At 65.5% G+C, this 25,736-nt stretch carries 25 protein-coding genes; 10 read left to right on the top strand and 15 right to left on the bottom strand.

The window, feature by feature from the left end; all coding sequences use genetic code 11:
- The first annotated feature begins 39 nt into the window (after nt 1-39).
- Entirely contained in the window at nt 40-600 is a 561-nt protein-coding gene (locus tag DOM56_RS07600) for a tripartite tricarboxylate transporter TctB family protein (protein WP_157958181.1), read from the top strand.
- A gap of 2 nt (nt 601-602) precedes the next feature.
- A complete protein-coding gene (locus tag DOM56_RS07595) occupies nt 603-2,129 on the top strand; it encodes a tripartite tricarboxylate transporter permease (RefSeq protein ID WP_110708223.1) in 1,527 nt (508 codons plus the stop codon).
- 141 nt (nt 2,130-2,270) lie between these two features.
- Here DOM56_RS07595 and DOM56_RS07590 read toward each other — a convergent pair whose 3' ends face one another.
- Complete coding sequence (locus tag DOM56_RS07590; RefSeq protein ID WP_110708222.1) at nt 2,271-3,581, bottom strand: carbohydrate porin; 1,311 nt, start codon at nt 3,579-3,581, stop codon at nt 2,271-2,273.
- A gap of 240 nt (nt 3,582-3,821) precedes the next feature.
- On the opposite strand from DOM56_RS07590, the gene DOM56_RS07585 reads away from it, so the two are divergent.
- Both DOM56_RS07585 and DOM56_RS07580 read left to right on the top strand, forming a co-directional pair.
- Complete coding sequence (locus DOM56_RS07585) at nt 3,822-4,817, top strand: helix-turn-helix domain-containing protein (RefSeq protein WP_110708221.1); 996 nt, start codon at nt 3,822-3,824, stop codon at nt 4,815-4,817.
- Complete coding sequence (locus DOM56_RS07580; protein ID WP_232822222.1) at nt 4,814-6,013, top strand: MFS transporter; 1,200 nt, start codon at nt 4,814-4,816, stop codon at nt 6,011-6,013. The genes DOM56_RS07585 and DOM56_RS07580 overlap by 4 nt, the downstream gene beginning before the upstream one ends.
- 189 nt (nt 6,014-6,202) lie before the next feature.
- Here DOM56_RS07580 and DOM56_RS07575 read toward each other — a convergent pair whose 3' ends face one another.
- Entirely contained in the window at nt 6,203-7,669 is a 1,467-nt protein-coding gene (locus tag DOM56_RS07575) for a sodium:solute symporter family protein (protein ID WP_110708220.1), read from the bottom strand.
- Nucleotides 7,666-7,905, bottom strand: a complete 240-nt coding sequence (locus DOM56_RS07570; RefSeq protein ID WP_110708219.1) for a hypothetical protein — start codon at nt 7,903-7,905, stop codon at nt 7,666-7,668. Before DOM56_RS07570 ends, DOM56_RS07575 begins: the two co-directional genes overlap by 4 nt.
- Before the next feature lie 164 nt (nt 7,906-8,069).
- On the opposite strand from DOM56_RS07570, the gene nadC reads away from it, so the two are divergent.
- The 4 genes from nadC (at nt 8,070) to DOM56_RS07550 (ending at nt 12,052) form a co-directional block, all read left to right on the top strand.
- Nucleotides 8,070-8,999, top strand: coding sequence for a carboxylating nicotinate-nucleotide diphosphorylase (gene nadC, locus DOM56_RS07565; protein ID WP_198655718.1), 930 nt, complete (start codon nt 8,070-8,072; stop codon nt 8,997-8,999).
- Between the two features lie 4 nt (nt 9,000-9,003).
- Nucleotides 9,004-10,158 carry an SIR2 family protein gene (locus DOM56_RS07560; protein ID WP_157958180.1) on the top strand — a complete coding sequence of 385 codons (1,155 nt, stop codon included), beginning with the start codon at nt 9,004-9,006 and terminating at the stop codon, nt 10,156-10,158.
- Nucleotides 10,159-10,479: 321 nt separating this feature from the next.
- Nucleotides 10,480-11,451, top strand: a complete 972-nt coding sequence (locus DOM56_RS07555; protein ID WP_110708217.1) for an XdhC family protein — start codon at nt 10,480-10,482, stop codon at nt 11,449-11,451.
- Nucleotides 11,441-12,052, top strand: a complete 612-nt coding sequence (locus tag DOM56_RS07550; protein ID WP_110708216.1) for a nucleotidyltransferase family protein — start codon at nt 11,441-11,443, stop codon at nt 12,050-12,052. Before DOM56_RS07555 ends, DOM56_RS07550 begins: the two co-directional genes overlap by 11 nt.
- A 13-nt stretch (nt 12,053-12,065) precedes the next feature.
- On the opposite strand, the gene DOM56_RS07545 is transcribed toward DOM56_RS07550, so the two are convergent.
- Nucleotides 12,066-12,437, bottom strand: coding sequence for a diacylglycerol kinase (locus tag DOM56_RS07545; RefSeq protein WP_110598641.1), 372 nt, complete (start codon nt 12,435-12,437; stop codon nt 12,066-12,068).
- Between the two features lie 237 nt (nt 12,438-12,674).
- Here DOM56_RS07545 and pip point away from each other — a divergent pair, with 237 nt between their 5' ends.
- On the top strand, nt 12,675-13,631 hold the full coding sequence (gene pip, locus DOM56_RS07540) for a prolyl aminopeptidase (RefSeq protein WP_110708215.1): 957 nt from the start codon (nt 12,675-12,677) through the stop codon (nt 13,629-13,631).
- A 79-nt stretch (nt 13,632-13,710) separates the two neighbouring features.
- On the opposite strand, the gene DOM56_RS07535 is transcribed toward pip, so the two are convergent.
- From DOM56_RS07535 to DOM56_RS07500, 8 genes are all read right to left on the bottom strand, one after another.
- Nucleotides 13,711-14,163: a hypothetical protein gene (locus DOM56_RS07535; protein WP_110598643.1), complete on the bottom strand. Its 453-nt coding sequence runs from the start codon at nt 14,161-14,163 to the stop codon at nt 13,711-13,713.
- A gap of 239 nt (nt 14,164-14,402) precedes the next feature.
- Nucleotides 14,403-15,599, bottom strand: a complete 1,197-nt coding sequence (locus DOM56_RS07530) for a M20 family metallopeptidase (protein WP_110708214.1) — start codon at nt 15,597-15,599, stop codon at nt 14,403-14,405.
- A complete protein-coding gene (locus DOM56_RS07525; protein ID WP_110708213.1) occupies nt 15,587-17,005 on the bottom strand; it encodes a M20 family metallopeptidase in 1,419 nt (472 codons plus the stop codon). The genes DOM56_RS07530 and DOM56_RS07525 overlap by 13 nt, the downstream gene beginning before the upstream one ends.
- A 60-nt stretch (nt 17,006-17,065) precedes the next feature.
- Nucleotides 17,066-18,109 carry an oligopeptide/dipeptide ABC transporter ATP-binding protein gene (locus DOM56_RS07520; RefSeq protein WP_110708212.1) on the bottom strand — a complete coding sequence of 348 codons (1,044 nt, stop codon included), beginning with the start codon at nt 18,107-18,109 and terminating at the stop codon, nt 17,066-17,068.
- Nucleotides 18,106-19,107 carry an ABC transporter ATP-binding protein gene (locus DOM56_RS07515; RefSeq protein WP_198655717.1) on the bottom strand — a complete coding sequence of 334 codons (1,002 nt, stop codon included), beginning with the start codon at nt 19,105-19,107 and terminating at the stop codon, nt 18,106-18,108. Before DOM56_RS07515 ends, DOM56_RS07520 begins: the two co-directional genes overlap by 4 nt.
- Nucleotides 19,107-20,042: an ABC transporter permease gene (locus tag DOM56_RS07510; RefSeq protein WP_110708210.1), complete on the bottom strand. Its 936-nt coding sequence runs from the start codon at nt 20,040-20,042 to the stop codon at nt 19,107-19,109. The genes DOM56_RS07515 and DOM56_RS07510 overlap by 1 nt, the downstream gene beginning before the upstream one ends.
- 10 nt (nt 20,043-20,052) lie before the next feature.
- Nucleotides 20,053-20,970 carry an ABC transporter permease gene (locus DOM56_RS07505; RefSeq protein ID WP_110708209.1) on the bottom strand — a complete coding sequence of 306 codons (918 nt, stop codon included), beginning with the start codon at nt 20,968-20,970 and terminating at the stop codon, nt 20,053-20,055.
- A gap of 76 nt (nt 20,971-21,046) precedes the next feature.
- On the bottom strand, nt 21,047-22,567 hold the full coding sequence (locus DOM56_RS07500) for an ABC transporter substrate-binding protein (protein ID WP_110708208.1): 1,521 nt from the start codon (nt 22,565-22,567) through the stop codon (nt 21,047-21,049).
- A 252-nt stretch (nt 22,568-22,819) separates the two neighbouring features.
- Between DOM56_RS07500 and DOM56_RS07495 the strand changes: the two genes are divergently transcribed.
- Nucleotides 22,820-23,740 carry a LysR family transcriptional regulator gene (locus DOM56_RS07495; RefSeq protein ID WP_232822221.1) on the top strand — a complete coding sequence of 307 codons (921 nt, stop codon included), beginning with the start codon at nt 22,820-22,822 and terminating at the stop codon, nt 23,738-23,740.
- 6 nt (nt 23,741-23,746) lie between these two features.
- On the opposite strand, the gene DOM56_RS20035 is transcribed toward DOM56_RS07495, so the two are convergent.
- The 3 genes from DOM56_RS20035 to DOM56_RS07480 all read right to left on the bottom strand — a co-directional run bounded on the left by DOM56_RS20035 (nt 23,747) and on the right by DOM56_RS07480 (nt 25,552).
- Entirely contained in the window at nt 23,747-23,953 is a 207-nt protein-coding gene (locus DOM56_RS20035; RefSeq protein ID WP_110598652.1) for an SEC-C metal-binding domain-containing protein, read from the bottom strand.
- A gap of 89 nt (nt 23,954-24,042) precedes the next feature.
- Nucleotides 24,043-24,333, bottom strand: a complete 291-nt coding sequence (locus DOM56_RS07485) for a cupin domain-containing protein (RefSeq protein ID WP_110708207.1) — start codon at nt 24,331-24,333, stop codon at nt 24,043-24,045.
- A 67-nt stretch (nt 24,334-24,400) separates the two neighbouring features.
- The gene (locus DOM56_RS07480) at nt 24,401-25,552 is read right to left on the bottom strand and encodes a glycerophosphodiester phosphodiesterase (RefSeq protein ID WP_198655716.1); all 1,152 of its coding nucleotides are present in this window, start codon (nt 25,550-25,552) and stop codon (nt 24,401-24,403) included.
- Nucleotides 25,553-25,736: the final 184 nt, after the last annotated feature.

The following is a 25,736-nucleotide window of genomic DNA, read 5'->3' as shown; positions in this document are numbered from 1 at the left end:
CTTTACGCATGGCGCAGCGTCGTCAATCCAGGGGTCTCCATGTCTTCTGAACGCTCACTCAAACCTTCGTCTCACCCGTCGTCCCGCCGCCCTACCCTGGGCGGTGAATTCTTCGTGCCGGCGGTGCTTGCGCTCATCACCCTGGTCTATCTGATCTCGGCGATCCAGCTCGGTCCGCCGATGAAGGCCGGCAACATGACCGCCTCGTTCTTTCCCATCGCGACCGCCATTCTGATGCTGGTCGCGCTGATCTGCGCCATGGTTCATGCGCTGCGCGGCAAGGCCAGGGCATCCGCCGAATCATCGTCCGTCGACACGGAAAGCCACGATGAGATTCCCAGCGGTCGCCAGTACGCCGGGCTCTCCCTCGGCGCGATCGGCGTCATCGTGCTGACGGCAGGCTATCTGCTGGCGTTCGATCTGATCGGCTACTTCGTCGCGACGTTCGTCTACGTATTGCTGCTCTGCTGCCTGTTCGGCGGCGGCTTCCGCGATAAATGGCTGACCAAGCTGGTCGCCGCCGTCGCCATCACCCTGGCGGGCTACCTGCTGTTCGAGGTCGTCTTCCAGGTCCGCCTGCCCACTCTCTGGAGTCAATGATCATGGACGCGATCTCCGGGCTGCTGGGTGGCTTCGCCGCCCTCGCCAATCCCGAAACCCTGCTCTACATGATCGGGGGATTCCTGATCGGCACCTTCTTCGGCGCGGTGCCGGGGCTGACATCGGTACTGGCCATTGCCCTGCTGCTGCCGCTGACCTACAGCCTCGACGTGACCACGGCGCTGGTCGCCTGCGCCAGCATCTTCATGGCCGGAATGTGCAGCGGCAGCATCACCGCCACCACCATCAACATTCCCGGGGCGCCCTCGTCGATGATGACCGCGCTGGAAGGTTACCCGATGCAGCAGCGCGGCGAGGGTGCCAAGGCGCTCGGCCATGCCGCACTGGGTTCGATGATCGGCGGTTCGCTGGGCGCCCTGCTGCTGATGGTGATGGCACCGCTGGCGGCGGACGTGGCCCTGCTGATCCGCACACCGGGCAAGTTCTCGCTGATCGCCTTTGCGCTGATCGTGATCATCATTTCCCAGCGCGGGTCGATCACCAAGGGCATGATCGCGACCCTGTTCGGCGTCATGATCGCCACCATCGGCATCGACGTGGTCCAGCCGCTGGCCCGCTTCACCTTCGGCACCGGCGTGCTGGTTCAGGGTATCGACATGATGCCGCTGATCATCGGCACCTTCGCCATCAGCGAGCTACTGGTCCAAGCCGACAGCCGCAACACCCGCACCGTCGACCCGAGCATGATCAAGGCGGCCAAGGTGAGACGTCGCGATTTCATCCCGCCGCTCTCCGAGGTCCGCGAGATCGGCGCGCTGCGCTACCTGAAAAGCGCGGTCATCGGCTATGCGGTCGGCATTCTCCCCGGTGCCGGCGGCTCGATGGCGGCTTTCGTCTCCTACGCCGAATCGATGCGCTCCTCCAAGCACCCGGAGCGTTACGGCAAGGGCAACCCGGAAGGTATCGCGGCGGCAGAGTGCGCCAACAACTCGATGTGCGGCGGCGCGTTCGTGCCGATGCTGACGTTCGGCATCCCCGGCGATCCAACCACCGCCATCGTGCTCGGCGTGCTGGTGATCAACGGCCTCCAGCCCGGCCCGCAGTTCATGACCCAGCAGCTCGACCTGATCGCGCCGATGTTCGCCTCGCTGTTCGTCAGCGCCCTGATCCTGATTCCGCTGACGCTCTACCTGCTCGGCCCCTACTTTCTCAAGATCGTGTCGATCCGCCGTGACGTGCTCTACTCGAGCATTGCCATCGTCGCACTGGTGGGCAGCTACGTAGCCACCTACTCCACGTTCCAGATGGCGCTGGCATTGGTGTTCGGCGTGCTGGCCTACTACCTGCGCAAGCAGAAGTATCCTACCGTCTGCCTGCTGCTGGGGTTCGTGCTCGGTCCGAGCCTGGAGGAGTACTGCCGTCGAGCGCTTTCCATCAACGACGGTAACCCGCTGATCTTCTTCACCAGCCCGGACAGCCTCTTCTTCATCGCGCTGACCGCGGTGTTCTTCTACTTCATGGTGATTCGCAAGCCCAAGGATAACGGGCTGGGAACACGGCCCGCATAGGAGGGGCCTGTCGCTGCCATGCGCGATTCGAAGCCAACGCTTGGCGCGGACTGTATCGAACCATCATCACGGAAACGGCTGCCCAAGGGCAGCCGTTCTTGCGTGGAGCCGATCGCACGTGAGGCTGCAAACCGGCCCTGATCAGAAACTCGCCGTGATCATGGTGCCCGCCACCCAGGCGTTGTCGACCGAATCCACCGCCGACGGGTTGGCGACGTACTGCAGGTTCGGGCGCAGGGTGAGCGAGGGGGTCAGGTTGAAGCTGTAGTAGATCTCCGCGTCGTACTCGTGCCCCTGGCGCGGCAACGGCGCAAGCGAGCCGGCCGGCGTGGCGTTGTAGTAGCCGACATAGTCGTTGACGTCGTCGTTGACGTGGAGATACGCCAGGCCGATTCCCGCGTCGTCCTGCGGGCGGGCATCGAACGGGCCCGCGTAGGTCGCGCCGACCGAGACGTAGCGGTCGATACCGGCGGTGTCGCCGTGGTTGGCGTTGCCCATGCTGAACAGGGTCAGGCCGCGATCTGCGTTGCCGCCACGCTTGGTCACCTGCTGCTGGACCACGTAGTAGAGCCCGGTGTTGGTGTCGCTGGTGCGAGTGTCCGGACCATCGCCGTAGGCGCGATTCTCCACGTTCTGGGTGTAGAAACCGAGTTTGTAGGCGCCGGTCATGCCATCCAGCTTCGGCGTGTAGCCCACTTCGACCGGGAACAGGGTGCCCTCGGTGCCGCTGGTGCGCAGGTCGAAGCCGTTGTCGTTCTCCAGGTTGCTGTCGTTGATATTGAAAGCGCCGACCTGGGCGTACCACTCGGGGGTGAAGTTGGCACGGATCACCGCCGCCCACTGGGCAATCGGCCAGTTGTAGATGTTGTTGCCCCAGTTGCCGGGCTGGGCGCTGCCAAAGGCGAGGTTCTGGAAATTGCTGTCGATGGTGGCGAAGTCGTCGCCGAACGGGATTCGCCCGAGCTTGACGGCGAGCGCATCATTGAAGAACCGTTGGCGATACCAGAACTGGGTCAGTCGTGTGACCGGCCCGCGCCCCTGGACTTCCTGCACCGACGAGCCACCGACGGTGGCGCCGGGATCGCTCATCCGGTCATTGACGCTGTGGCCGTTGCGATTGGTGACGGTAACCTGAAAGTCAGCAGCGGGAATGCCGGCGAGCTTGTCGAGGTCGAAATTGGCACCGACCGCGAACTGATCCGCGTATTTCGCCACATGGCTGTCGTGGTAGCCGCCATCGAGGATCGTGGCCGCCTCGCCCACGTAATCGAAGTCGAAGGAGATCCCGTCATTCTCCAGCGCCGTGCGCTCGCCCCCCCAATCCCCCAGCAGATAGGGCGAATCCGGAGAAAACGCCGAGTAGGCCTGCGCCGAGCCGATGATTCCGAAACCGCCCAACAGTAACGCCGACGCCCCACCGATTCTGATGACCCGCAACGTGACATGCATCATGACCTGAACTCCCAAAAATAATTAGCACGTTACTAATGCGCAGGAAATGATAGTCCCGGCGGCCCGGCTCCGGTAGTCGAACGACCCGCTCCAGGTGACAAAGACGACTAAAGGATGAAGCGCCGTGACCGGGGAGTACCGCGGCGACAGGGTCGAATGTCGTTTCCGGTGGCCATGGTGTCATTGCCGACATCCCCCCACCCGGCGCAGACTGCCTGTCGAACTCCACCGGACGATGCCATGACCCACACCGTCGACCTGTTCGTCTATCCGGACTGCCAGTTGCTGGACGCCAGCGGCCCCTGGCAGGTCTTCGCCAGCGCCAACACGCTGCTGGGCCGGCCGCATTACGAGCTCCGCCTCACTGCCATCGAGCCCGGCGAGGTCCGGACCAATGGCGGCATGACGCTGGTCGCGACCCATGCCCTGGAAACGACGACCCCGGGCGGCACGCTGCTGGTGGCCGGTGGCCATGGCGTGCATGAGCTGGACGACACGGTCATCCGCAAGCTCGCCGAACGCGCTGCCTCGGCGTCACGGGTCGGCTCGATCTGCAGCGGGGCCTTCGCGCTGGCCAGAACCGGACTGCTCGACGGCTGCTGCGTCACCACGCACTGGCGCCAGGCCGAACGCCTGGCGCGGGAGTTTCCCGAGATCGATGTCGCAGCCGATGCGCTTTACCGGAACAGCGGCAACCTCTACACCAGTGCCGGGGTCACCGCTGGCATGGACCTGGCGCTCGCCCTGGTCGCGACGGACCACGATCATCGCCTGGCCGGCGAGGTCGCCCGCGAGCTGGTGATGTTCCTGCATCGGCCCGGAGACCAGGCGCAATTCAGTGAAGGGTTGCGCTGCCAGCTCGCCAGTCATGGCCGGCTACGCGCGTTGATCGATCGCGTGCTGAACGATCCGCTGGCCGCCTGGAACAGCGAGGATCTGGCCGCCGCGATGGCAGTGACGCCACGTCACTTTCAACGCTTGTTCCGCCAGCAACTCTCGATGACCCCGATGGAGTTCCTGACCCGGCTGCGGCTGGAGTCGGCGCGGCGGCTACTGGCCGAGAGCGACGCCCCGCTGGCACGGATTGCCGAACACTGCCGCATCGGTGGCGCCGAGCAGCTGCGCCGCCAGTTCCAGCGCCGCTACGGACTCGCGCCCAGCGCCTATCGCGCTCGTTTCGGCCGAACCCTGTCCTCCCGGGCCCCGTCCCCCACCAGCAACCGAGAAGCCTCATGACGACCTCCGCGCCTTCCCGCCTGCCACTCACCGTCTGGGGCCTGGCGCTGTGCCAGGCACTGCTGGTAAGCGGCAATATCCTGCTCATCGCCGTCTCGCCACTGGTCGGCGCCCAGCTCTCCGGCAATGCCGACTGGAGCACGCTGCCCGTCGCCACCCAGTTGCTGGGATTGACCGCGGCGACACTCCCCTCCGGCTGGTTGACCGCACGCCTGGGGCGCAAGCGCACCTTCCTGATCGGCAACACCGCCGGGCTCATCGGCATCGCCATCTGCCTGCTGGCGTTGAAGAGTGCCGCCTTCCCGCTGTTCACTCTCGGCACCTTCGCCATCGGCATGAGTATCGGCGCCGGCATGCTCTATCGCTTCGCCGCCATCGATGCGGCGAGCCAGTCGCAGCGCGACCGCGCCCTCAGCCTGGTGATGGCGGGCGGTGTCATCGCCGCCTTCGCCGGGCCCTGGCTGGCGCGCTACACCCAACACGCCTTCGCGACACCGTTCCTGGGCTGTTTCGTCGGCCTGGCGGGACTCTACGCCCTGGCGCTGCTGCTGCTCTCGCGACTCGAACTGCCATCGCCCAGGGGCGCGGTCGACGGCGAATCGCCACGCCGCCCCGGCCAGCTACTGCGAGAGCCCCAGTTGCTGGCTGCGGTGATCATCGCCACCTTGAGCTACGCCATCATGAACCTGGCCATGACCGCGACGCCGCTGGCCATGACACATGCCGGCCACGGCTTCGGCGACGTCACCAACGTGATTCAGTGGCACATCCTGGCGATGTTCGCCCCCTCGTTCGTCACCGGCGACTTGACCCGGCGCTTCGGCTACCGGCCAATGATCACCGTGGGGTCGCTGGCGCTGCTGTCCAGCCTGCTCTGCGCCCTGCTCCCGACCACGTTCTGGACCTTCGCGATCGGGCTGTTCCTGCTGGGACTGGGCTGGAACTTCACCTTCCTGCCCGCCAGCGCCTGGCTGACCACCACCTACCGGCCCGGCGAGGCGCCTCGCGTCCAGGCCATCAACGACTGCGCGGTCTTCTCGCTGACTACCCTCTCCGCGCTGCTGGCCGGTCCGCTCAACGCCTGGCTCGGCTGGCAGACGCTCAACCTCCTGCTGCTGCCGCTGGTCGTGGTGCTGATGGCGGTGGGTCTCGGCATGTCCCGCCTGCAACGACCACTCATTGCCAGCGGTGATTGATCGGTCATTGCCTGACGGTGATCCGTGACCGGGCGTGCATGGCGATCGCCGCCGCGCGGCGGGAGCGTTTTGCCATCGCCTTCGCCAGGGCATCCGGCTGGCGTCGATCCCGGCCTCTCAGACGCCGTACAGGACGAGCCCGGCACACCGCCGGGCTCGTCCTATCGTCACGCCTGCCGCTGACTCATCTCAGCGCCGCCTGGCGATCTCCATGAACTCATCGGCCCGCTCGCGATTGGCCCGGGTCACCAGGCTGACCGCCACGAACAGGGCCACCGCGACCGGCAGCACCCAGATCCCCGCCGGCAGCCCCAGCGGTTTGACACCGCTCAGGTAGAGATAGATGACGACCAGGCCGCCGCCGACGATGCTCGCAAGCGCCCCGGCCGCCGTGCCGCGTTGCCAGTAGAAGGCCCCGATGATCGCCGGCACGATCACTACCAGGCCCGTCGAGGCCGCCACGGAGAGCACCGCAATCAGGTTGAGTTGCAGCTCCGCGAACAGGAAGGCGAGGATCGCGATGATCGGCAACACCCACTTGCCCACCTTGAGCTGCCTGGACTCGCTGGCATCGGCGACGACATTGGCATAGACGTCCCGCGACAGCATCGAGGAGAGCGTCAGCATGATCGAGTCGATGGTCGAGACCGCAGCGGCCAGAATCCCCACCATGACGATCACGCCGAGCACGGGCGGCACATGTTCGGAAGCCAGCAGCGTCGGCGTTGCCAGATCCGACTTGGCCAGATCGGGGAATGCCACCAGCGCCGAGAAGCCCCACAGCACCGAGACCACGGTGTAGATGAAGCCGAAGATCAGAAAGCCGATCAGCATCTGGCGCATCGACTTGAGCGATGACGGCATGAACAGACGCTGGCTGACCTGGGGGTTGGAGAGGCTGAAGAAGAACCAGGGGATGGTTAGCCCCAGGAAAGTGGTGAAACTGAACAGGCCGGGGCCGGGTACGCTGAGAGAAGCCGGGTGCTCACTGGCCAGCGTATCGAACAGTTCCGAAAAGCCGCCGAGCGAATGGACCACGAGAAGCGCCACCAACGTCGAGGCGACGATCATGAACAACGCCTGCAGCGAATCGGTCCACATCACCGAACGGATCCCGGCAATGTAGGAGAACAGGATCGCCAGCAGCGTCGACACGATCACACCGGTGGTGAACGAGATCGCCCCGCCGCTCATGCCCGCCAGCAGATAGCCGACGCCTGCCAGTTGCACCGCGGCGTAAGGGATCAGAAACACGCAACTGGCGACGGCGGTCGCCACCGCGACTTTCCCGTTGCCATAACGATGGCCCAGCATCTCGCTCGGCGTGACGAAGCCGAAGCGCTTGCCCACCGCCCAGAACCGGGGCCCGAAGATCGCCACCAGCGAAACGCCGGCGAAGTAGACGATCTCGAACCCGAACGCCCCGACGCCGCCAGCGTAGGTGAGCCCCGCCAGCCCCACCATCATGAACGCACTGTAGGTCGTGGCGCTGTAGCTGAGCGCCGAGACAAAGCCATTCATCTGGCGATTGCCGAGAAAGTAGCCGGACATGTCGACGCCGGGGCCGTTGGTCACCCTGGCGCGGGAGACAAAGGCGACCCCTAGCCCTACGATCAGGTAGATCCCGACCGCGCTCCAGATCAGCTCGACCGTCATCGCGACACCTCATCGTCAGGCGCCAGCTCATCCCCCTGCGACGTTCCGGATTGCTGAGTCGTGGACGGGAAGGAGCGAGTGATCATGATATTGGCCACGATGACCAGCACGCCGACGACGCACCAGAACAGAAAGCTGCCGTACCAGGCATGAACCTGACCGAGCAGGCCGTACGGCACGACGTAACACGAAAGGACCAGAATCCAGACGCCCCATATCCAACGCCGAGCACTCATTGGCGATTCCCCTGCTATGTTTTTAGACGGAATGTTGCTGGAAAGTGCTTTCCTGGGATGCGGGCGCGGATTCCCGACATTTCGCCATCGCCCCGCGCGATCCGCTGCAGCGATCATGATAACGCGATAGTCTCGGGGACGATGAAAACGCGATGGATTTTTCGATGACGACAACGCATGTTCCCGCCAGCATGGCCCCCCTCTGGCAGATGGACCCCATGGCACTCGACGCACGACTGCGTGATTTCCTGAGCGAGGATATCGGCCATGTGGACCTGACCGCGACGCTGATGATCGACGAAGACTCGATCGGCCGGTTCGAAATGCGGGCGCGGGAGCCGATGACCCTTGCCGGACTCTCGGTCGCGGCCCGGGTATTCTTGCTCTACGACCCGACCGTCGACATCGAAATGTCGGCGACGGACGGCCAGACGGTGGCCGAGGGCACCACCCTGATGCGACTGCAGGGCCCGGCGCGCAGCCTGCTGACCGTAGAGCGGACAGCGCTGAACCTGATTCAGCACCTGTCGGGGATCGCCACTCTCACTGCGCAGTATGCCGAGCGGATCGCCGGCACCGGGGCGCAACTGGTCGATACTCGCAAGACCACGCCCGGCCTGAGAGCGCTGGAGAAACACGCCGTGGCCTGCGGCGGCGGCCGCAACCATCGGCTCGGCCTGGACAGCGGCGTGATGCTCAAGGATAACCACATCGCAGTCTGCGGGAGCATCACCGCCGCCGTGGCTCGAGCGAGATCGCGCGTGCCGGTGCTGACCCGCATCGAAGTCGAGTGCGACCGACTCGACCAGGTCGAAGAGGCGCTGGCCGCCGGTGCCGATATCATCATGCTCGACAACATGTCGACGGCGACGATGAAGAGCGCCGTCGAACTGGTGGCCGGCCGCGTGCCGCTGGAAGCCTCCGGCGGCGTGCGCCTGGAGACCATACGCGACATTGCCGAGACCGGCGTCGACTTCATCTCGGTCGGACGCCTCACCCAGTCGGCACCGGCAGTCGACATCGGCCTGGACGATGCACCGGACGACCTTGCCCGAACGCCACCCTCTTCGCCCATGTCGCCGCCGGGCAGTTGATCCGATGTCCTCCACCGACATCAACAACAAGGCCACCGTGGCCGCCTTCGAGTCGCTCATGGCGGAGTTGCTGGACCAGGATTTCGGGCTGCGCAAGCCGCCCGTCATCACCTTCTGGTGCGGCGCGGGATTCTCCAAGGCCTGGGATCCCCGCTCGCCCACGGATGGCGAGCTGTTCGCCATCGATCTCGACGATATCCAGGATTTTCCCAATCTCCGACACGTGATGCATGTGATCGGCTGGGAGGACTACCGTCACCTGGATTTCGAGCGTTTCAAGAACCTGCGCTACGTGCTCGACATGCAGGTGCGCTATCCCGATATCCGCAACCGCTATTTCGACGACCAGAACCTGCGACTGAGCATCCACGAGCTGCGCACCCTGGTGATGCGTCGCTTCACGGCGGCCTGCGACATCCACAACGTCGATGACCGGACGCTGCGCTTCACCTCGCCGTACGACAGCGATGGCCAGCGGGCGATCACGCGGTTCTTCGCCGCGCTGGAAGATCGCGCCGGCCAGGCCGGCCTCGGCGAGAACTGGCCGCTCTATCACTTCCTGACCACCAACTACGACTTCACCATCGAAACCATCCTGGAGCACGTATACCGGCAGCAGGCGCCGGTATTCGGCAGGCTCTACCGGGGCATCACCCCGCAGCGCATCTGCGGCGGCTCGATCTGGGAGCACTTGCCACGCACCGTCGACCGCAACGTGATCAAGATCAACGGCGGTTTCGAGATCCTGCCGACGGCACAGGGGTTCGATTTCGAGTATCGTCGCCGCAGCGACACCCAGATTCGGCAGGCCCCCCCGCTGCTGATCCTGCCTTCCCAGGTCCAGGACTACGACGAACCCTACTTCCACCAGGTCTTCCCCAAGGCCGTTCGCCTGCTGCGGGAGACCGACGTGCTGGTGATCGTGGGTTACAGCATGCCCCAGGAGGATTCGCTGGTACGCTTCATCCTGCGCCAGTTGGCGGAGAGCCCCAATGACGCCAAGGGCAAGCACGTGTTCGTCATCGATACCAAGAATCATGCGACCATCAAGTCACGGCTCGAGGAGATGTTCTTCTACCTGCCGCGCACCGGCTGGCCCCGCGAGCACTACTACAGCGGCCGCTTCGAGGATTTTTGCGACAAGGTAACGAGCGCATGAACCCAAAAGTCCGGGACTGATGCCGTATCCTCCGAAACGGCTGCAACGACCCGCCATCGCTCGACGATCCGATACCCATATCGACTACGCTAGGCTTGTACGAAGAGCCGGCGAGCGAAAGCAGGACAAGACAAAAATCGGCGAAGACGCGGATTTTACGCAGTGTCGATGAGCATTTTGACGGGGGCGCCGAGCTTGGGCTGGCGCTCCAGCCGCTTTTTGACACCGTATTGCCGAGTGCAGGCAGTTTCCGTACTCAAGCCTAGGTGGCTTCTTCAACCGTGCCTGAGGCCATCCCCATGATTCGAACGGACCCCACCCATGCAACATCTTGATCTCCAGGTACTCGACGCGGCGCTCGAATGGGCCAACGACGGCGAGACGATCTGGTTATGCAGCGTACTGGCGACGTTCGGCTCGTCGCCGCGCGAGCCGGGCTCGATGCTGGTCGCGAAAGCGGACGGCAGTCATGTCGGCTCGCTCTCCGGCGGCTGCATCGAGGAGGATTTCCTCGGCAGGATCGCCGAAGGGCATTTCGGCGATGCGCTATCGGTGGTCCGCTACGGCGAAGGGGCCGACGAATCGCCCCAGGTCTCGCTGCCCTGTGGCGGGATTCTGGATGTGCTCGTCGAGCGCCTGGCGCCGGATGCCGAGACCCTGACACATCTGGAGGTGCTCCACGCGACCCTGCTCGGCCAGCGCTCGCTGGTGCGCCGAATCGACCTGGCGAGCGGGCGCAAGCGCTTCATCGAAGCCGGCGAGAACGGCCCTCGGGTCGAGCGCGACGGCCAGGTCATCCACCTTCGCGTGGGGCCGGCGCTGCGCCTGATCATCGCCGGGATCTCTCCGGTTTCCCGTTTCTGCGCCGAATTCGCCCGTGCGCTGGGTTTCGAGGTGATCGTCTGCGATCCCAGGGAAGAGGCCCGACGCGATTTCCCGATCGAGGGGATCGAGCTGCAGTCGGTGCTGCCGTCGCTGTTCATCGGCTCCGGCGCCGCGCATGCCGCCACTGCCATCGTCGCGCTGACCCATGACCCCCGGATCGACGATCTGGCCATGATCGAAGCCGTGCGCACGCCGGCGTTCTACATCGGGGTGATGGGATCGAAGCGGACGTCCGAAAAGCGGGCCGAACGCCTCAAGCGCTCCGGCGGGCTGGATGAAGACGCCATCGCGCGCATACAGATGCCGATCGGGCTGCACCTCGACAGCAAGACGCCGGCCGAGATCGCCCTCGCCGTCGTCGCCGATGTGCTCCGCGTGCGGCGCGGCAAGTCACGCCATGAGCTCTGACCCTCGGCCCGAGTCGCCAGCCGTCGTGGCACTGGTGATGGCGGCCGGTGTCTCCCGGCGCTTCGGCGGCGACAAGCGCCGTGCCACGCTGCCGGATGGTCGTACCCTGCTGGCGACCACGCTGAACACGGTGGCCCGGGCCTACCCCCGCTGGTGGCTGGTCACGCGCCCGGAGGACGACCTGTATCTGGGTGAGGCGTTCGACCCCGCCCGGCATCGGCGGCTGGTCGCCGACCAGGCAAGGCACGGCCTGGGGGGGAGCCTGGGCGATGCATTTCGCCACCTGATCGCCGAAGGCGACACGGCGACCGCCGCCGCCGTGGTACTGGCCGACATGCCGTGGCTCAGCGCCACCACCTGTACCCGACTTCAGCGGCATGCCGATGCCGAGCGCATCGTCATCCCCAGTCATCGTGGCAGGCGCGGCCATCCGGTGCTGTTCGGGCGGCGTTTCTGGCCGACCCTGGCCGCACTGGAGGCGGGAGACGGCGCCAGGGCCGTGGTGCAGGCCAACCGGGCGGCGGTATCCGTCGTCGATGTCGACGACGACGGCATCTGGCGGGATATCGATACGCCCCAGGACTTGCCCGAGCCGCCATGAGCGGCGAGCCGGGTCAACCGAAGAACTTGTCCCAGGCCAGCAGGCCCCAGGTCACCGCCGCCATGCCCAGCGCCAGCATCACTGCCGCCGAGCCGATATCCTTGGCCCGCCCGGAGAGTTCATGGTGTTCCGGGCCAATCCGGTCGACCACCGTCTCCACCGCGCTGTTGAGCAGCTCGACGATCAGCACGAAGATGCAACTGCCGACCAGTACCAGCCACTCGACGGGATTCTTGCCGATCCACCAGGCAAAAGGCACCAGCACGATGCAGAGCGCCACTTCCTGACGAAAGGCGGTCTCGTTGCGGAATGCCGCCACCAGCCCCTTCAGTGAGTATCCGGTGGAGTAGATCAGGTGGCGAAAACCGGTATCGCGAGATTTCATGGATGTCCGTTGCAGTCGGGTTGGCGACTGCCCTCTAACGTGACCGAGTATCGGCGCACTGCCGTGTATAGGCGACGATGGTAGCAGAGCCGCATGCCGACATCATCGCCGTTACGCGATGCGTTCGACGCCTGGAGTCCGGGACGGCACGGCAGGTGGCTGGCCCACGGGCCGCCCGGCCTCTATGCTGACACGACACCATTGCGATGCCGCATCACGTTGCCAACAGGGTCAATCATGTCCGAATCCAACCCGCTCTATCCTGCTCTCGAACCTCACGCCAGCGGTCATCTGGAGACCGGTGACGGCCACCAGGTCTACTGGGAGCGCAGCGGCAATCCGAACGGCAAGCCGGTGGTCTTCCTGCATGGTGGCCCGGGTGGCGGCTGCAAGCCGATCCATCGCCAGCTGTTCGACCCCGCGCGCTACGACATCCTGCTGTTCGACCAGCGCGGCTGTGGCCGTTCCACACCCCACGCCAGCCTCGCCAACAACACCACCTGGCACCTGATCGAGGACATGGAGCGCCTGCGGGAGATGATGGGTGCCGAGCGGTGGCAGGTGTTCGGGGGCTCATGGGGATCGACGCTGGCGCTGGCCTACGCCGAGCGGCATCCGGATCGCGTCAGTGAACTGGTGCTGCGCGGCATCTTCACCATGCGCCAGCAGGAGCTCGACTGGTTCTACAAGCATGGGGCTCGCAACATGTTCCCCGAGAAGTGGGAAAGGCTGGTGGAGATTCTGCCCGAGACGCAGCGCGACGATATCATTCCCGCCTTCCACGAGCGGCTCATGGGCGACGATACCGAGCGCCAGCTCGAGGCCGCTCGACGCTGGAGCGTGTGGGAGGGCGAGACCTCGAAGCTGATCCCCGTCGATGCCAGCGATTCCCACGCCGCCGATCACTTCGCCCTGGCCTTCGCCCGGATCGAGAACCACTACTTCATCAACAAGGGCTTCTTCGAACGCGACGATCAACTACTGGCCCAGGCCGATCGGCTGGCGGGCATTCCCGGCGTGATCATTCACGGCCGCTACGACATGGTCTGTCCGCTCCAGAACGCCTGGGATCTGGCCAAGGTGTGGCCGGACGCCAAGCTGGAGATCATCGAGGCGGCGGGACACGCGTTCAGCGAACCGCAGATCATGGCCGCGCTGGTCCGGGCAACCGATCGATTCGCCGACCGCCCCTGAAGCGAGGCCGGGGCGCGCGACCGTGAAACGCGAACCGCGGGAAGCCGACGGCTTTCCGCGGTTCGCGAGCCGTGGCGACTCAGTTCTGGGGACGTTGCTTGGTGGCGTCGAGCCCGGTCTTCTTCTCGGTGGTCAGCTTGGTGATCTCGGCGGAGCTCTTGATGGCGCGGTCGAAGACGTCCTTCAGGTCGGCCATCGTTCCGGTGCTGCCCAGTGCACCATTGGCGGCATCCTGGAAGTTCCAGTGACCGGACAGGCCGTCCGCGTTCGGATTGTCGAGGGTCTCGATGGCGGTATAGACGTCGGGATGGCTCAGCATGTAGCTGGCGGCCGCGGACACCTCGGGCGGCGTATTGCCGCTGGTATCGCTGGCCAGCGCTTCGAGGTCGCTTTTCCACACTGCACCACCATGATCCTTGACGTAGTCCGCGAGGATCTTGCTGGACCGGGCGACGGTGAGTTGATCTTCGAAGGAAGAGAAGGAGGACGGCTGGTTGGCGGGACTGTTGCCCGTCGGCGTCACGGTAGACATCGGCTTTTTCCCTGGCAGAAGGTTCGTTTTGATGATTGTGGCGCGGCTCGATGACATCGGCATGAACCTGGCGCGTTCTGCGAGCTCCCGTACGCCGGGAACCAACCCGATTATGAGACGCCGCGAGCGCCACGAGGGGGCCGAAACGTGTCATTGATCGACACAATGAAAACGAACCGTCATCGCGGGTAACCCAGGGATACGTTGCGCCGCCTGGCGAACCGGCGGCGCACCGTCGTTCAGGCCGCCCCCCTCTCCTCGCCGGCGAGATCGATGATCGTCGCCGCAACGGCCTGGGCCCTCGGCACCAGCGTCTCGAGACGGCAGTACTCCTCTTCGGTATGCATCTTGGCGCCAACCGGGCCGGTGCCGCACAGCGTGGGGATGCCGAGGCTGGCGGTGGTCCCGGCGTCCGAGCAGCCACCGGTGAACTCGCCCTCGACATGGAACCCGAGCCGTTCGGCCTGGGCCCGGTAGCGCGCGAACAGTGCCTCACTCATGGCGGGCTCCATGGGCAGGAACCCCGAGGTCTGGCGGATCGTCGCCCGTGTTCCGGGAATCTCCTCCTCGGCGATGATCGTCTCGATCGCCGCCAGCAGATCGAGCCGCTGCTGATTGGTGACGAAGCGCGTGTCCAGTTGCGCCGTCGCCGCAGGGGCCACGGTATTGCGCGAGATACCGCCCTCGATCAAGCCGACATTGGTGGTCACGCCGCTATCGTAGTCGGTCAGCGCATGGAGCTTGACGATCTTGCGGGCCAGCGCCTCGACGGCACTGGCACCGTCGGCGTGGCTGACACCGGAGTGGGCCGCCTTGCCGGTCACTTCGATCAGGAAAGCCGCCCCGCCCTTTCGGCCGGTGACGACGTTACCACTGATCCTGCCGGGTTCGGCGTTGAGCACGGCCCGTGCACCGCTGGCCGCTTCGCGAATGAAGGCCGTGCCGTCGCGGGAACCGATCTCCTCGTCCGCCGTGAACAGCGCCCGCAACGGGAACGGCAACGGCGCCACCCGCTTGAGCGCCCGCAGCACGAAGATGTTGAGCACCAGTCCCGATTTCATGTCGGCGACGCCGGGGCCGAAAGCAGTATCGCCGTCGCGGGTGAAGCCGCGCTCGGCAACCGTTCCCGTCGGGAAGACCGTATCGCGATGCCCCATCATCAGCACGTGGCCGGCGCTCGCATCACTGCCATCGCCCTCCAGACGGGCCTCGAGAATATCGCCGGCGTCCGGGCGCGGCGTGCGCGTCACCTCGATCCCGTCGGCCTCCAGCCACTCGACGATGACATCCGCCACCGCATCGGTACCGGCCTTGTCATAGCTGTTGGAATCGATATCCACCAGTCTCTGCAGGCACTCGATCATCTCCGCCTGCTGCCCGGCCAGCCACTCGCAGGCCGTGGCCGTGATTCTTCCCGCGTCGCTCAGCGGTGCCATCGTTCACGCTCCTTCTTGATGTCTCGACCCTGCTCGGCCAGATCCCACCATAACCCGGCCATGATACCCAGACCTTCCCGCAGAATGCTCGCCAGGGCGTGCTCGTCGGGGGCGTGCTGGGAGCAGGCCGGGTAGGAGTGCGGCACCCATAGCGTCGGCAGCCCGAGCGTCTCGGCAAAGACATCGTTGGGCAGCGAGCCGCCCAGGTTGGGCAGCAGCGTCGGCGACTTGCCGCTGGACTCGCGCATCGATGCCAGCGCCCAGCCCACCCACGGATCCGTCGGGTCGAGTCGGGTGGCGTTCATCTGCGACATCCGCGCACTGCTGACCTCGATGTCCTCGAAGCCATGGGCATCCAGATGATGGCGCAGATGCTCGAGGAAGCGCTCGCGATCGCTGCCGACGACGAAGCGCAGCTGGCAGTGCGCGTAGGCCTCCCCGGGGATGGCGTTGGCCGGCGCCTCCGGATTGCCGGCCTTGATCGCCAGCAGCTCCAGGGTGTTCCAGCCGAACAGCCTTTCCGCCGGCAGCAGGCCCGGCTCCCCCCAACTCGCATCGATCGCCGGATCCCCCGGTGTCGCCCCGACTTCGAGCGAGGCAACGGCGTCACGAACCGGTGCAGGGATCGCCGGCGGGCGCAGGCCCTCGATCAGGATCCTGCCGTGGGCATCGACCAGCGTCGCCCAGGCGTTGGCCAGCCGGGTGGCCGGGTTGGAGAGCACCCCGCCCCAGTTGCCGGAGTGATGGGAGCCGTCGCGGGCACGCAGGCGCAGGTCGAAGTTGAACGAGCCGCGGGAACCGAGAAACAGCGTCGGCGAATCCGCTGCCAGGCGCGGGCCATCGGAGGCGATGAACAGATCCGCCGCCAGGCGCTCGCGGTGGGCTTCGCAGACCGCCTTCAAGCCCGGAGATCCGGTCTCCTCGCCCATCTCCAGGATCAGCTTGACGTTGTAGCCCAGCCGGCCATCGCGCGCCTCGATGACGCTCTTAAGCGCCGCGAAATTGAGCGTGTGCTGGCCCTTGTTGTCGGCGGTGCCTCGGCCATACCAGCGCTCGCCTTCGACCACGATCTGCCACGGCGAAAGCCCCTCCCGCCACTGCGCATCGTAGCCGCGCACCACATCGCCGTGGCCATAGGTGAGCAGCGTCAAGGCCGCGTCGACCTCGATCCGCTCGGCCAGCAGGAAGGGCCCGAAGCCACCGACCGGGTTGTCGACGATCTCCCAGGTGAAGCCCAGCTTTTCGATCTCGGGGATCACGAAGTCGGTCAGGTAACGGCGCAGTTCGCCGTCGCGTCCCGCCTCCTGGCTTTCGCTACGCACGGCGATGCGGGCGTCGAGTCGATGCAGGAAGTCGCCGCTGTCGAAGGCTTGCCAGGCGTGTTGCAGCGCTGTTGCTCGCGCCATGAATCTCTCCTCGTTGAATACGAACAGGGGGTAACGGGCCGCCGCTTGCGACGGCCGGGCTCAAGCGAGATGACAGGCCACAAGAGTGCTGTCGTCACCAGACGCCTCCAGGCGCGGCCGTTGCTGCTGGCAGATCGCCTCCGCCTTGGGGCACCGCGGGTGGAAGGCACAACCGGCGGGCGGATCGCTCGGGTCGGGCATGGTGTCGCCCAGCCCGATATCCGGCACGCCCAGCCCCGGCTCGGGGGTCAGGGCGGAGGCCAGCAGTGCCTGGGTGTAGGGATGACGCGGGGCGGTGAAGATCCGCTCCCGCGTGCCCTCCTCGACGATTCGCCCCAGGTACATCACCGCGACCCGATCCACCAGATGCTCGACCACCGCCAGATCGTGGCTGATGAACAGATAGGTCAGCCCGAACTCGGCCTTGAGATCCAGCAGCAGGTTGAGGATCTGGGCCTGCACCGAGACATCCAGCGCCGAGGTCGGCTCGTCGCAGATCACGATGTCCGGCCGCATGATCAGCGCGCGGGCGATGGCCACACGCTGGCGCTGGCCGCCGGAGAGCTGGCCCGGGAACTGATCGGCGGCGCGTCGGGGCAGCCCGACCACATCCAGGGTCTCGGCGACGCGTGCCGCCTGCTCGCGGGCGGTGCCGATGCCGTGCACCCGCAACGGCAACCCGACGATCTGAGCGATTCGCTTGCGCGGATTGAGCGAGGAGTACGGGTCCTGGAAGATCGGCTGGATGCGTCGCGCCAGCGCTTTCTGGCTGGCACCCCGTAGCGGCCTGCCATCCACCAGCACGTCGCCCTCGCTCGGCGTGGTCAGCCCCAGCAGCATCTTGGCCAGGGTGCTCTTGCCACAGCCCGACTCCCCCACCAGCCCCATGACCTGGCCGCGGGGAATCCGCAGCGAGACATCGCTGACGGCGCCCAGCGCGCGTCCCCGCTTGAACAGCCCGCCGCCCAGGGTGAAGGTTTTCGATAGTCCGCAAAGCTCCAGGGCCGGGGTCGGCGCTTGCAAGGCCGGGGGCGACATGGACGCAGCGGGCATGGCTTGTGAGAGACGTGAATCGGCGACCTCGGTGGTCGAATGTGCGTTCATGACATCGTCTCCGGTTGACGCGGGGCCGGTACCGGCCGGTCGGCGAAGTGACAGCGGGCCCGGTGATCGTCCGGCAATGCCATCAACGGCGGCGTGCGCTCGCAGGTCGGTTGGGCCTGCGGACAGCGATTGCGGAAGGCGCACCCCTCGACGTCACCAACGAGACTGGGCACGACGCCGGGAATCGCCTGCAGCCGGCTACCGGGTAGTGTCCTTCCCGGCGTGGGGATGCAGCTCAACAGCCCGCGCGTATAGGGGTGCCCGGGGGCGGCATAGAGTGCCGGCGTCGGCGCGGATTCGATCACCTCGCCGGCGTACATCACCGCGACCCGGTCGGCGATGCGCGCCACGACGCCGAGATCGTGGGTGATGAAGATCACCGCGGTACCGAACTCCTGCTGCAGCTCTCGCAGCAGGCGCAGGATCTGCGCCTGGATCGTCACGTCGAGGGCAGTGGTCGGCTCGTCGGCGATAATCAGGTCGGGCTCGCACATCAGCGCCATGGCAATCATCACCCGTTGGCGCAGCCCGCCGGAGAGCTGGTGGGGATACTGGTCGAGGCGCTCTTTCGCGGCGCTGATACCGACTCTTCCCAGCAGATAGATCGCCCGCTCGCGCGCCTCTCGCCGGCTGACGCCGCGGTGCCGGATCAACCCTTCGCAGAGCTGGTTGCCCAGGGTGTAGGCCGGATTCAGTGCGGTCATCGGCTCTTGGAAGATCATCGCCAGGCGCGCCCCGCGCAGATCGCTGCGACGGCGTTCGGAGAGCGTCGCCAGATCGATCCCGTCGAACTCGAGACGGTCGGCACTGAGCCTGGCCTTGCGCGGCAGCAGCCCCATCAGGGCCAGCGAGGTCATCGACTTGCCGCAGCCGGACTCCCCCACCAGGCAGAGCATCTCGCCGCGCTCGACATAGAAGTCGATCCCGCGCACGGCGTGCAGCATGCCCGCCTCCACCGGCAGGTCGACATGCAGGTTTTTCACGTTCAGAAGTGGCATCAGTTGCGTCCTCCCGGTGCGTTGAGATCCCGCAGTCCGTCACCCAGCAGGTTGATCGCCAGCACCAGCACGAACAGTGCGATACCGGGAATCGCGATGACCCAGGGCTGGAAGAACATGTAGGCCTTGCCCTCGGCGACCATCAGCCCCCATGACGGCAACGGCGGCTGCACCCCCATGCCGAGGAACGACAGCGTCGCCTCGAGCAGGATCGCGTGGGCCATCTCCAGGGTCATCACCACGATCAGCGAGCCGGCGATGTTAGGCAGCACTTCGCGCAGCAGGATATGGGGCAGCGAGCAGCCCAGCGTGCGCGCCGCGTAGACGTACTCGGCATCGCGCATCTGCTGGGTGACCGAACGCGACACCACCGCGAAGCGATCCCACAGCAGCAGGCCCAGCAGCACGATCACCGTGGTCAGGGAGCCGCCGGTCAGCGAGGCCAGCGCCAGCGCCACCAGCACCACCGGCATCGCCAGGCGGGTAGTGATGATGTAGCTGATGACCGCATCCACGCGGCCGCCGAAGTAGCCCGCCAGGACGCCCAGAGTGGTGCCGATGACACCGGAGATCAGTGCGGCCACCAGCCCGATGGTCAGCGAGATGCGAGTCCCGAACAGCAGCCGGCTCAAGGTGTCGCGGCCCAGCTTGTCGGTGCCCAGTACATGCGTCCACGAGCCCTTGTCGTGCCACACCGGCGGCACCATCCGGTTGGCGATGTCCTGGTGATAGGGGTCATGCGGGGCCAGCAGCGGCGCGAAGATGGCGATCAACACCGCCAGCGCGACCAACACCAGCCCGATCGCCAACCCGCGATGGCCGAAGACCCGGCGCGTGATCCGCGACCAGGCCGGCGCCGGCAGCGGAATCTCGCCGCCGGAGATAGCCGAGGTCGCAGCTGGAGAAACGCGAGGCGAAGCATGGGAAGTCGTCATGTCGTTCTCCTCAATGGGTGCGGATACGGGGGTCGAGCGCGGCGTTGGCGACATCCGCCAGCAGCGTCAACACGATGTAGAACAGTGCGATGATCAGCACCACGGCCTGCACCACGGGATAGTCGTTGCGCGAGATCGCATCCCAGGCCAGTTGTCCCAGGCCGTTGAGCGAGAAGACCGATTCGATGACCACCGACCCGCCCAGCATGAAGCCGAGCTCCACTGCCGCCAGTGCCACCACCGGGATCACCGCGTTGCGCAGCGCATGCTTGAAGATCACCGAACCGCCGCGCAGCCCCTTGGCCCGCGCCGTGCGGATATAGTCGGACTCGAGCACCTCGAGCATGCCGGTCCGGGTCAGGCGCATCATCGCAGGCGTGGCGTAATAGCCCAGGGCGATCGCCGGCAGCACGAAATGCTGCCAGCCGTCGCTACCGGCGGCCGGCAGCCACTGCAGCGTCACCGCGAAGATCACGATCAGCGTCAGGCCGAACCAGAAACTCGGCATCGCCTGCCCGACCACGGCGAACAGCAGCGCCAGCCGATCGATCCAGGTATCGCGCTTGAGCGCCGCCAGGACGCCGAGCGGAATCGAGATACCGACCGCCAGCGCCAGCGCGAGACCGCCCAGCGTCAAGGTGATCGGCATGCGATCGACGATCAGGTCGACCACCGTGCTCTGGTAGTAGTAGGAACGGCCGAAGTCGAAGGTCAACGCGCCCCCCAGCCAGTCCAGGTACTGACTGACGATGGGCCGATCGAGCCCGTAATCGACGCGAATCCGCTCGACCTGCTCGGCGGTGGCCTCCGGCCCGGCGATCGATGTGGCCAGATCGCCGGAGAGATGCAGCAGCATGAAGCTGACGACCGAGATGGTGAGCGCCACGCTGATCGCGACCAGAACCCGGCGGATGATGAAAGTGCCCATGGTACCTCCTCACGCTGCGCGGCCTCGTCTTGCCAGGCACGGGGCCACGCAGGCGGTTAGCGGATATCGGAAAGCGTCACTTCCAGCTGGCCTCGGCGAAGCGCGGCAGCTCATCCGGATAGGGCGTGAAATTCAGGTCGGCGGTATAGGCGTAGTAGGTGGAGTAGGAGAACAGCGGCGCCCAGTAGGCCTGCTCGGAAATCCGCTGCAGCGCCTTGCGGTAATTGTCCTTGCGGACGTCGGGGTCGACCGAGGTGTCGGCGGTATGCAGCCACTGCTGGACCTGCTCGTCCTGCCATTGGTCGTCGGCACCGCCACCGAAGTAGACGCTGGTGAACGCGGAAACGTCATTGACCGAGTAGGAGCCCCAGGTCTTGAACGACATGTCGGTGTTGCCACCGCGCTGCTGCTCCAGCAGCGCCGGCGAGGTCATGAAGCGCAGATTGGCGCGAATGCCGACATTGCGCAGATCGCCGATCATCGCCTCGGCATAGTCCCGCTCGCGATAGGCGTAGAGGCTCAGCTCGAAGCCATCGCCGTAGCCGGCGTCCGCCAGTAGCTGGCGCGCCTTGTCGGGGTCGTAGTCGTACTCGACGACATTCTGGGTCTCGCAGCCGAACTGGGCCGGAAAGCAGGGGGCATAGAGCGGACGACTGCCGCCCCGCACCAGGTTGTCGGCCATGCCCTGGCGATTGATCGCGTGATTGATCGCCTGGCGAACCTCGAGATGGCTCAGCGGCGAGCTCTCGCGCCTGGCGGCATCGAAGGAGAGATAGCCGACCCGCATGGTCTCGCCGCTGTCCACGGTCAGGTTGGGCATGGCCTCCATCTGCTCGGCCTGGTCCGCCGGGACGCGCCAGATCCAGTCGACCTGTCCGGTCATCAGCTGCGCCACGCGGGAGTCCTGATCGGGAATCACCTTGAACTCGAGCTTGCCGATCTGGGGCTGGCCGACCGGGCTATCGGCGAAGTAGTTGTCGTTGCGGACCATCTTGACGCCTTCCCCCGGTCTCACTTCGGTAATCCGGTAGGGGCCGGTGCCGATCGGCTGCCTGCTGAACCCCTCGAGGCCCATCTGCTGGAAGTACTGATCCGGGAACACCGGAAGCGGCCCGGAAAGATACTCCAGCGCCGCCGGGAAGGGTCCGTTGAGATGGAAGCGGACATGGGTGTCGTCGATCTTCTCGACACTCTCGATCCAATCGGTGTTCTGGCGCGTGACCACCTTCGAGTCAGGCGACACCACGTAGTTGAACGTGAAGACCACATCATCGGCATTGAACGGCTCGCCGTTCTGGAACTCGACGCCCTGACGCAGCGTCATCTCCAGGGTGGTGTCATCGACCCAGTGCCATTCGGTGGCGAGCATCGGCTCGTAGTCGTTGGTCTCCGGGTTGCGGTAGATCAGCGTATCCCAGGCCAGGTGCGAGATGATCACTCCCTCCCGCAGGTTGTTGTGATACGGGCTGATGTTCTCGGGTTCGCTGTCGGAAGCGTAGACCAGCGTGTCGTTGGCCTTGTTGGCCAGTGCCGGTAGCGACAGGCAGCACAGCGCCGTGCCGGCCACGATGTGGCGGAGCGTCAGGTTGGAGCGCATTTCGACCTCATTGTTGTGTTGTTGGCTGAGAGCGTGTTGCTGGAGCAGCCGCCATACCGCTGGCGGTGTCGTGTCGGCGACCAGGTCTTGTGTCGTGTAATCACCCTTGGGCCGACGCCGTTTTCCTCGAAGCTATCGAACGCCCACCCATGCCACAAGTACAATGTTTAGAACTAACCATTGCCATTTCGGCAAAGGCTAATAAAAACAACATCAACCGCGATGTCGTGGAAAAGATCGAGGGAGAGAACAATGGCAATGAACAGTCGCGCCCTTCAGGAAACCGCGCTGCGATACTTCCTGGCGGTGGTGAAAAACGGCTCGATCAGCGAGGCGTCGCTCAAGCTCAACGTCGCGGCCTCGGCGATCAGCCGTCAGATCGCCCGGCTGGAGACCGAGCTCGATACCCAGCTGTTCGAGCGCCGCGCCAGGGGGATGGTGCCCAGTGCCGCCGGGGAACTGCTCGCCGCCCATGCCAGACGCATGCAACTGGAAACCGACCGGATTGCCAGCGAGATCCAGGCCCTGCAGGGGCTCGAGCGCGGCACGGTGCGCCTGGCCAGCTCGGAAGGGTTCGCGGTGGATTTCATTCCCCTGGCGATCGCCCGGTTCCGGCGCCGCTACCAGGGTATCCAGTTTCGGCTCAGCGTCAGTTCGCCGGCCGAGGTGACGCGCCGGGTACGCGAGGGAGAGGTGGACATCGGGCTCACGTTCAGCCTGGCGCCGGAGCGCGACATCCAGGTGGAATCGCGTCAGCGATCGCGGATTCAGGCCCTGATGGCCCACGATCACCCGCTGGCCAGCCGACGCGACGTGAAGCTGTCACAGTTGCAGCCCCACCCTATCGCCCTGCCACCCCCGGAAACCACGCTGCGCCAGCTGTTCGACATCTGCTGCAGTCAGCAGAACCTGATCTTCGAGTCCGTCTTCACCAGCAACTACACCGAGGCGCTGGTCAACTTTGCCATGCTGGGTGGCGGGATCGCCCTGGCCGGCGAGATCTCGATTCGCCACCGGCTTCTCCAGGATCGGCTGGTCGCGGTGCCGATCCGCGATACCGGCATGGACGCACGCCACGTGGAGTTGCAGACGCTCGCCAATCGCACCCTGCCGGCGGCGACCGGGGCGTTCGTCGAGCATCTCAAGGGGATGATGGAAGCCGGCGGGCCGTAACGGTTCTCAGCCGGCGTGGCACTTCTTGAACTTCTTGCCGCTGCCGCAGGGGCAAGGGTCGTTACGTCCGATATCCTTCATGGCGTTACGTACCGGCGCCTGCGCTTCGTGGTGGTGATGCTGACAGTGCGGGCCATGGACGTGGCCCGGGCTGTCGTGGCTGTGGTCGTGATCGTGCTGGCAGTCGGGGCCGTGGACGTGTGGCTGGGTCATGGGGCGATACCGTGTCGAAGGGAAGATAACCGAGGCGCGATTATCCCCCACCCCTCGCAGCGACGCTATTGTCTCACCGGCCGATCACGCTACTTGAGCTCGATCTCGATGAACACGAATTCGAAATCGTTGGCGTTGACCACATTGTGTTCGACGCCCTTGTCCCGGTAGTAGGAGACACCGGTTTCCAGGGTCGAGAAGGTGTGGCCATCCAGCGTCTCGAGCTCGAGCTTGCCGGTGGCCTGCGGCACCACGACATAGTCGCGATCATGGGCGTGCCAACCCGTCTCGGCGCCAGGCGGAAAGCGCCACTCGGTCACCACGACGCGGTCGTTGTCGATCTGTACGGTTGGCTGGGCCTGGGGGCGCGAAGCGCTCATGCAGCAACTCCTCTGTCGAAATCGGGGAACGGGCATCGGCGCGATCTCGCCAATGCCAGAGGGGGCGTCAGTAGCCGTGGCGCTCGAGGATCGCTTCTTGGTCCTGCGCCGGGTGGCCGTAGAATGTCAGCAGCTGTTCTGCGCGGTTGGTGAAGAAGCCGTCGACGCCACGCTGCTGGTAGCGCTCGAAATCGGCCGGCTCGTCGACCGTGTAGAGATGCACCAGCATGCCGTCGTCGTGGGCCATGCCGATCATCCATGGCTCGGCCAGTTCCATGTAGCTGAACTGGCTACTGAAAGGTCCATCATGCTCGGTCTGGACCGCCGACGGGCCGATCCCGATCGCGCCATGATCCTTGGCGAAGTCGAGCCAGGACCGGAAGGCTTCCGGCGAGGCCACCTGCTGGCGCGCGTAGTAGTCGGCGTTGCTCTCGTCCTCACCCTGCGGCTCGCTCGGCGCGGCCTCGATGCCGCCCTCGCCCAGCCACAGCAGCAACACCCGCGGCACCTCCGGCATGGTCTGCTCCAGCGCTTCGAGACTGGCCTTGGAGAAGGTCTGCATGACCAGGCGTCCAGGGCCATCGCCCACCCTTACCGCCCCGCCCTCCGCGGCCGGCCGAGTCTTGGCGGCGTCGCCCAGCCAGCCACGCGCCTCGAGCTTGTCGCGCAGGTCCTGCTCGATCCCCGGGAACTGTTCGGGCACCTTGGTCTCGATATAGAGCCCCGGATGGTTGTCGCCGTTTTCGGCGATGTCGATCACCTCGTCCAGGGTCAGGATCTCGAGCCCCGAGTAACTGTCGCGGGCACGCTCTGGATAGCTGGCATTGAACCAGCTGCCGGCGTCGAGCTGCTTGAGTTCGTCCAACGTGAAACTCGACACCGGCGCGTCGGCCCGGTCGGGGAACACCTCGGCCACGTCGGTATTGCGGCCCAGGGTATTGTCATGGACGGCCACCAGCACGCCATCCTTGGTACGCTGCAGGTCCAGCTCCAAATAGTCGACCCCGAGATCCCGCGCCAGGAGATAGGCGGGCCGCGTCGATTCCGGCGCCTGGTAGGATGCGCCACGATGCGCGATCACCGCATCGCAGGGGATCGGGATCTTGGTGCAAAGCGTCGAACCTTGGGGGGTCGCCCCGTCGTCGGCCTGGGCGGCCGCAAACGGCAGCATCAGGCTCAAGCCGCAGATCCGCAGCCAGTGTCGCTTCGCCTTGATCATCGTCGTCTCCTCGGAATTGTCGGGTTACTGCGGGGTACGCGCCAGCGCCGGCCAGGGAACCACTGCATGAATGCCTACGCGGGCGAATGACTGCGTTGCGCGGTACTGGGACGCCAGTCCTATCGAAACTCGCCTCCCCCTGTCATGTCTCGATCTCTGCGTGCCGTGCGCCTTGCCCTTCATC

It is taken from the genome of Salinicola sp. CR57 (assembly GCF_003206585.1).
Classification (GTDB): domain Bacteria; phylum Pseudomonadota; class Gammaproteobacteria; order Pseudomonadales; family Halomonadaceae; genus Salinicola; species Salinicola lusitanus.
The sequence above is the reverse complement of the archived record's forward strand: the minus strand, read 5'-3'. Positions and strand labels throughout refer to the sequence as shown.

Coding starts and splice junctions, on each gene's coding strand:
- DOM56_RS07600 (WP_157958181.1), top strand. CDS start 40: ATGTCTTCTGAACGCTCACTCAAACCTTCGTCTCACCCGTCGTCCCGC.
- DOM56_RS07595 (WP_110708223.1), top strand. CDS start 603: ATGGACGCGATCTCCGGGCTGCTGGGTGGCTTCGCCGCCCTCGCCAAT.
- DOM56_RS07590 (WP_110708222.1), bottom strand. CDS start 3,581: ATGATGCATGTCACGTTGCGGGTCATCAGAATCGGTGGGGCGTCGGCG.
- DOM56_RS07585 (WP_110708221.1), top strand. CDS start 3,822: ATGACCCACACCGTCGACCTGTTCGTCTATCCGGACTGCCAGTTGCTG.
- DOM56_RS07580 (WP_232822222.1), top strand. CDS start 4,814: ATGACGACCTCCGCGCCTTCCCGCCTGCCACTCACCGTCTGGGGCCTG.
- DOM56_RS07575 (WP_110708220.1), bottom strand. CDS start 7,669: ATGACGGTCGAGCTGATCTGGAGCGCGGTCGGGATCTACCTGATCGTA.
- DOM56_RS07570 (WP_110708219.1), bottom strand. CDS start 7,905: ATGAGTGCTCGGCGTTGGATATGGGGCGTCTGGATTCTGGTCCTTTCG.
- nadC (WP_198655718.1), top strand. CDS start 8,070: ATGACGACAACGCATGTTCCCGCCAGCATGGCCCCCCTCTGGCAGATG.
- DOM56_RS07560 (WP_157958180.1), top strand. CDS start 9,004: ATGTCCTCCACCGACATCAACAACAAGGCCACCGTGGCCGCCTTCGAG.
- DOM56_RS07555 (WP_110708217.1), top strand. CDS start 10,480: ATGCAACATCTTGATCTCCAGGTACTCGACGCGGCGCTCGAATGGGCC.
- DOM56_RS07550 (WP_110708216.1), top strand. CDS start 11,441: ATGAGCTCTGACCCTCGGCCCGAGTCGCCAGCCGTCGTGGCACTGGTG.
- DOM56_RS07545 (WP_110598641.1), bottom strand. CDS start 12,437: ATGAAATCTCGCGATACCGGTTTTCGCCACCTGATCTACTCCACCGGA.
- pip (WP_110708215.1), top strand. CDS start 12,675: ATGTCCGAATCCAACCCGCTCTATCCTGCTCTCGAACCTCACGCCAGC.
- DOM56_RS07535 (WP_110598643.1), bottom strand. CDS start 14,163: ATGTCTACCGTGACGCCGACGGGCAACAGTCCCGCCAACCAGCCGTCC.
- DOM56_RS07530 (WP_110708214.1), bottom strand. CDS start 15,599: ATGGCACCGCTGAGCGACGCGGGAAGAATCACGGCCACGGCCTGCGAG.
- DOM56_RS07525 (WP_110708213.1), bottom strand. CDS start 17,005: ATGGCGCGAGCAACAGCGCTGCAACACGCCTGGCAAGCCTTCGACAGC.
- DOM56_RS07520 (WP_110708212.1), bottom strand. CDS start 18,109: ATGAACGCACATTCGACCACCGAGGTCGCCGATTCACGTCTCTCACAA.
- DOM56_RS07515 (WP_198655717.1), bottom strand. CDS start 19,107: ATGCCACTTCTGAACGTGAAAAACCTGCATGTCGACCTGCCGGTGGAG.
- DOM56_RS07510 (WP_110708210.1), bottom strand. CDS start 20,042: ATGACGACTTCCCATGCTTCGCCTCGCGTTTCTCCAGCTGCGACCTCG.
- DOM56_RS07505 (WP_110708209.1), bottom strand. CDS start 20,970: ATGGGCACTTTCATCATCCGCCGGGTTCTGGTCGCGATCAGCGTGGCG.
- DOM56_RS07500 (WP_110708208.1), bottom strand. CDS start 22,567: ATGCGCTCCAACCTGACGCTCCGCCACATCGTGGCCGGCACGGCGCTG.
- DOM56_RS07495 (WP_232822221.1), top strand. CDS start 22,820: ATGGCAATGAACAGTCGCGCCCTTCAGGAAACCGCGCTGCGATACTTC.
- DOM56_RS20035 (WP_110598652.1), bottom strand. CDS start 23,953: ATGACCCAGCCACACGTCCACGGCCCCGACTGCCAGCACGATCACGAC.
- DOM56_RS07485 (WP_110708207.1), bottom strand. CDS start 24,333: ATGAGCGCTTCGCGCCCCCAGGCCCAGCCAACCGTACAGATCGACAAC.
- DOM56_RS07480 (WP_198655716.1), bottom strand. CDS start 25,552: ATGATCAAGGCGAAGCGACACTGGCTGCGGATCTGCGGCTTGAGCCTG.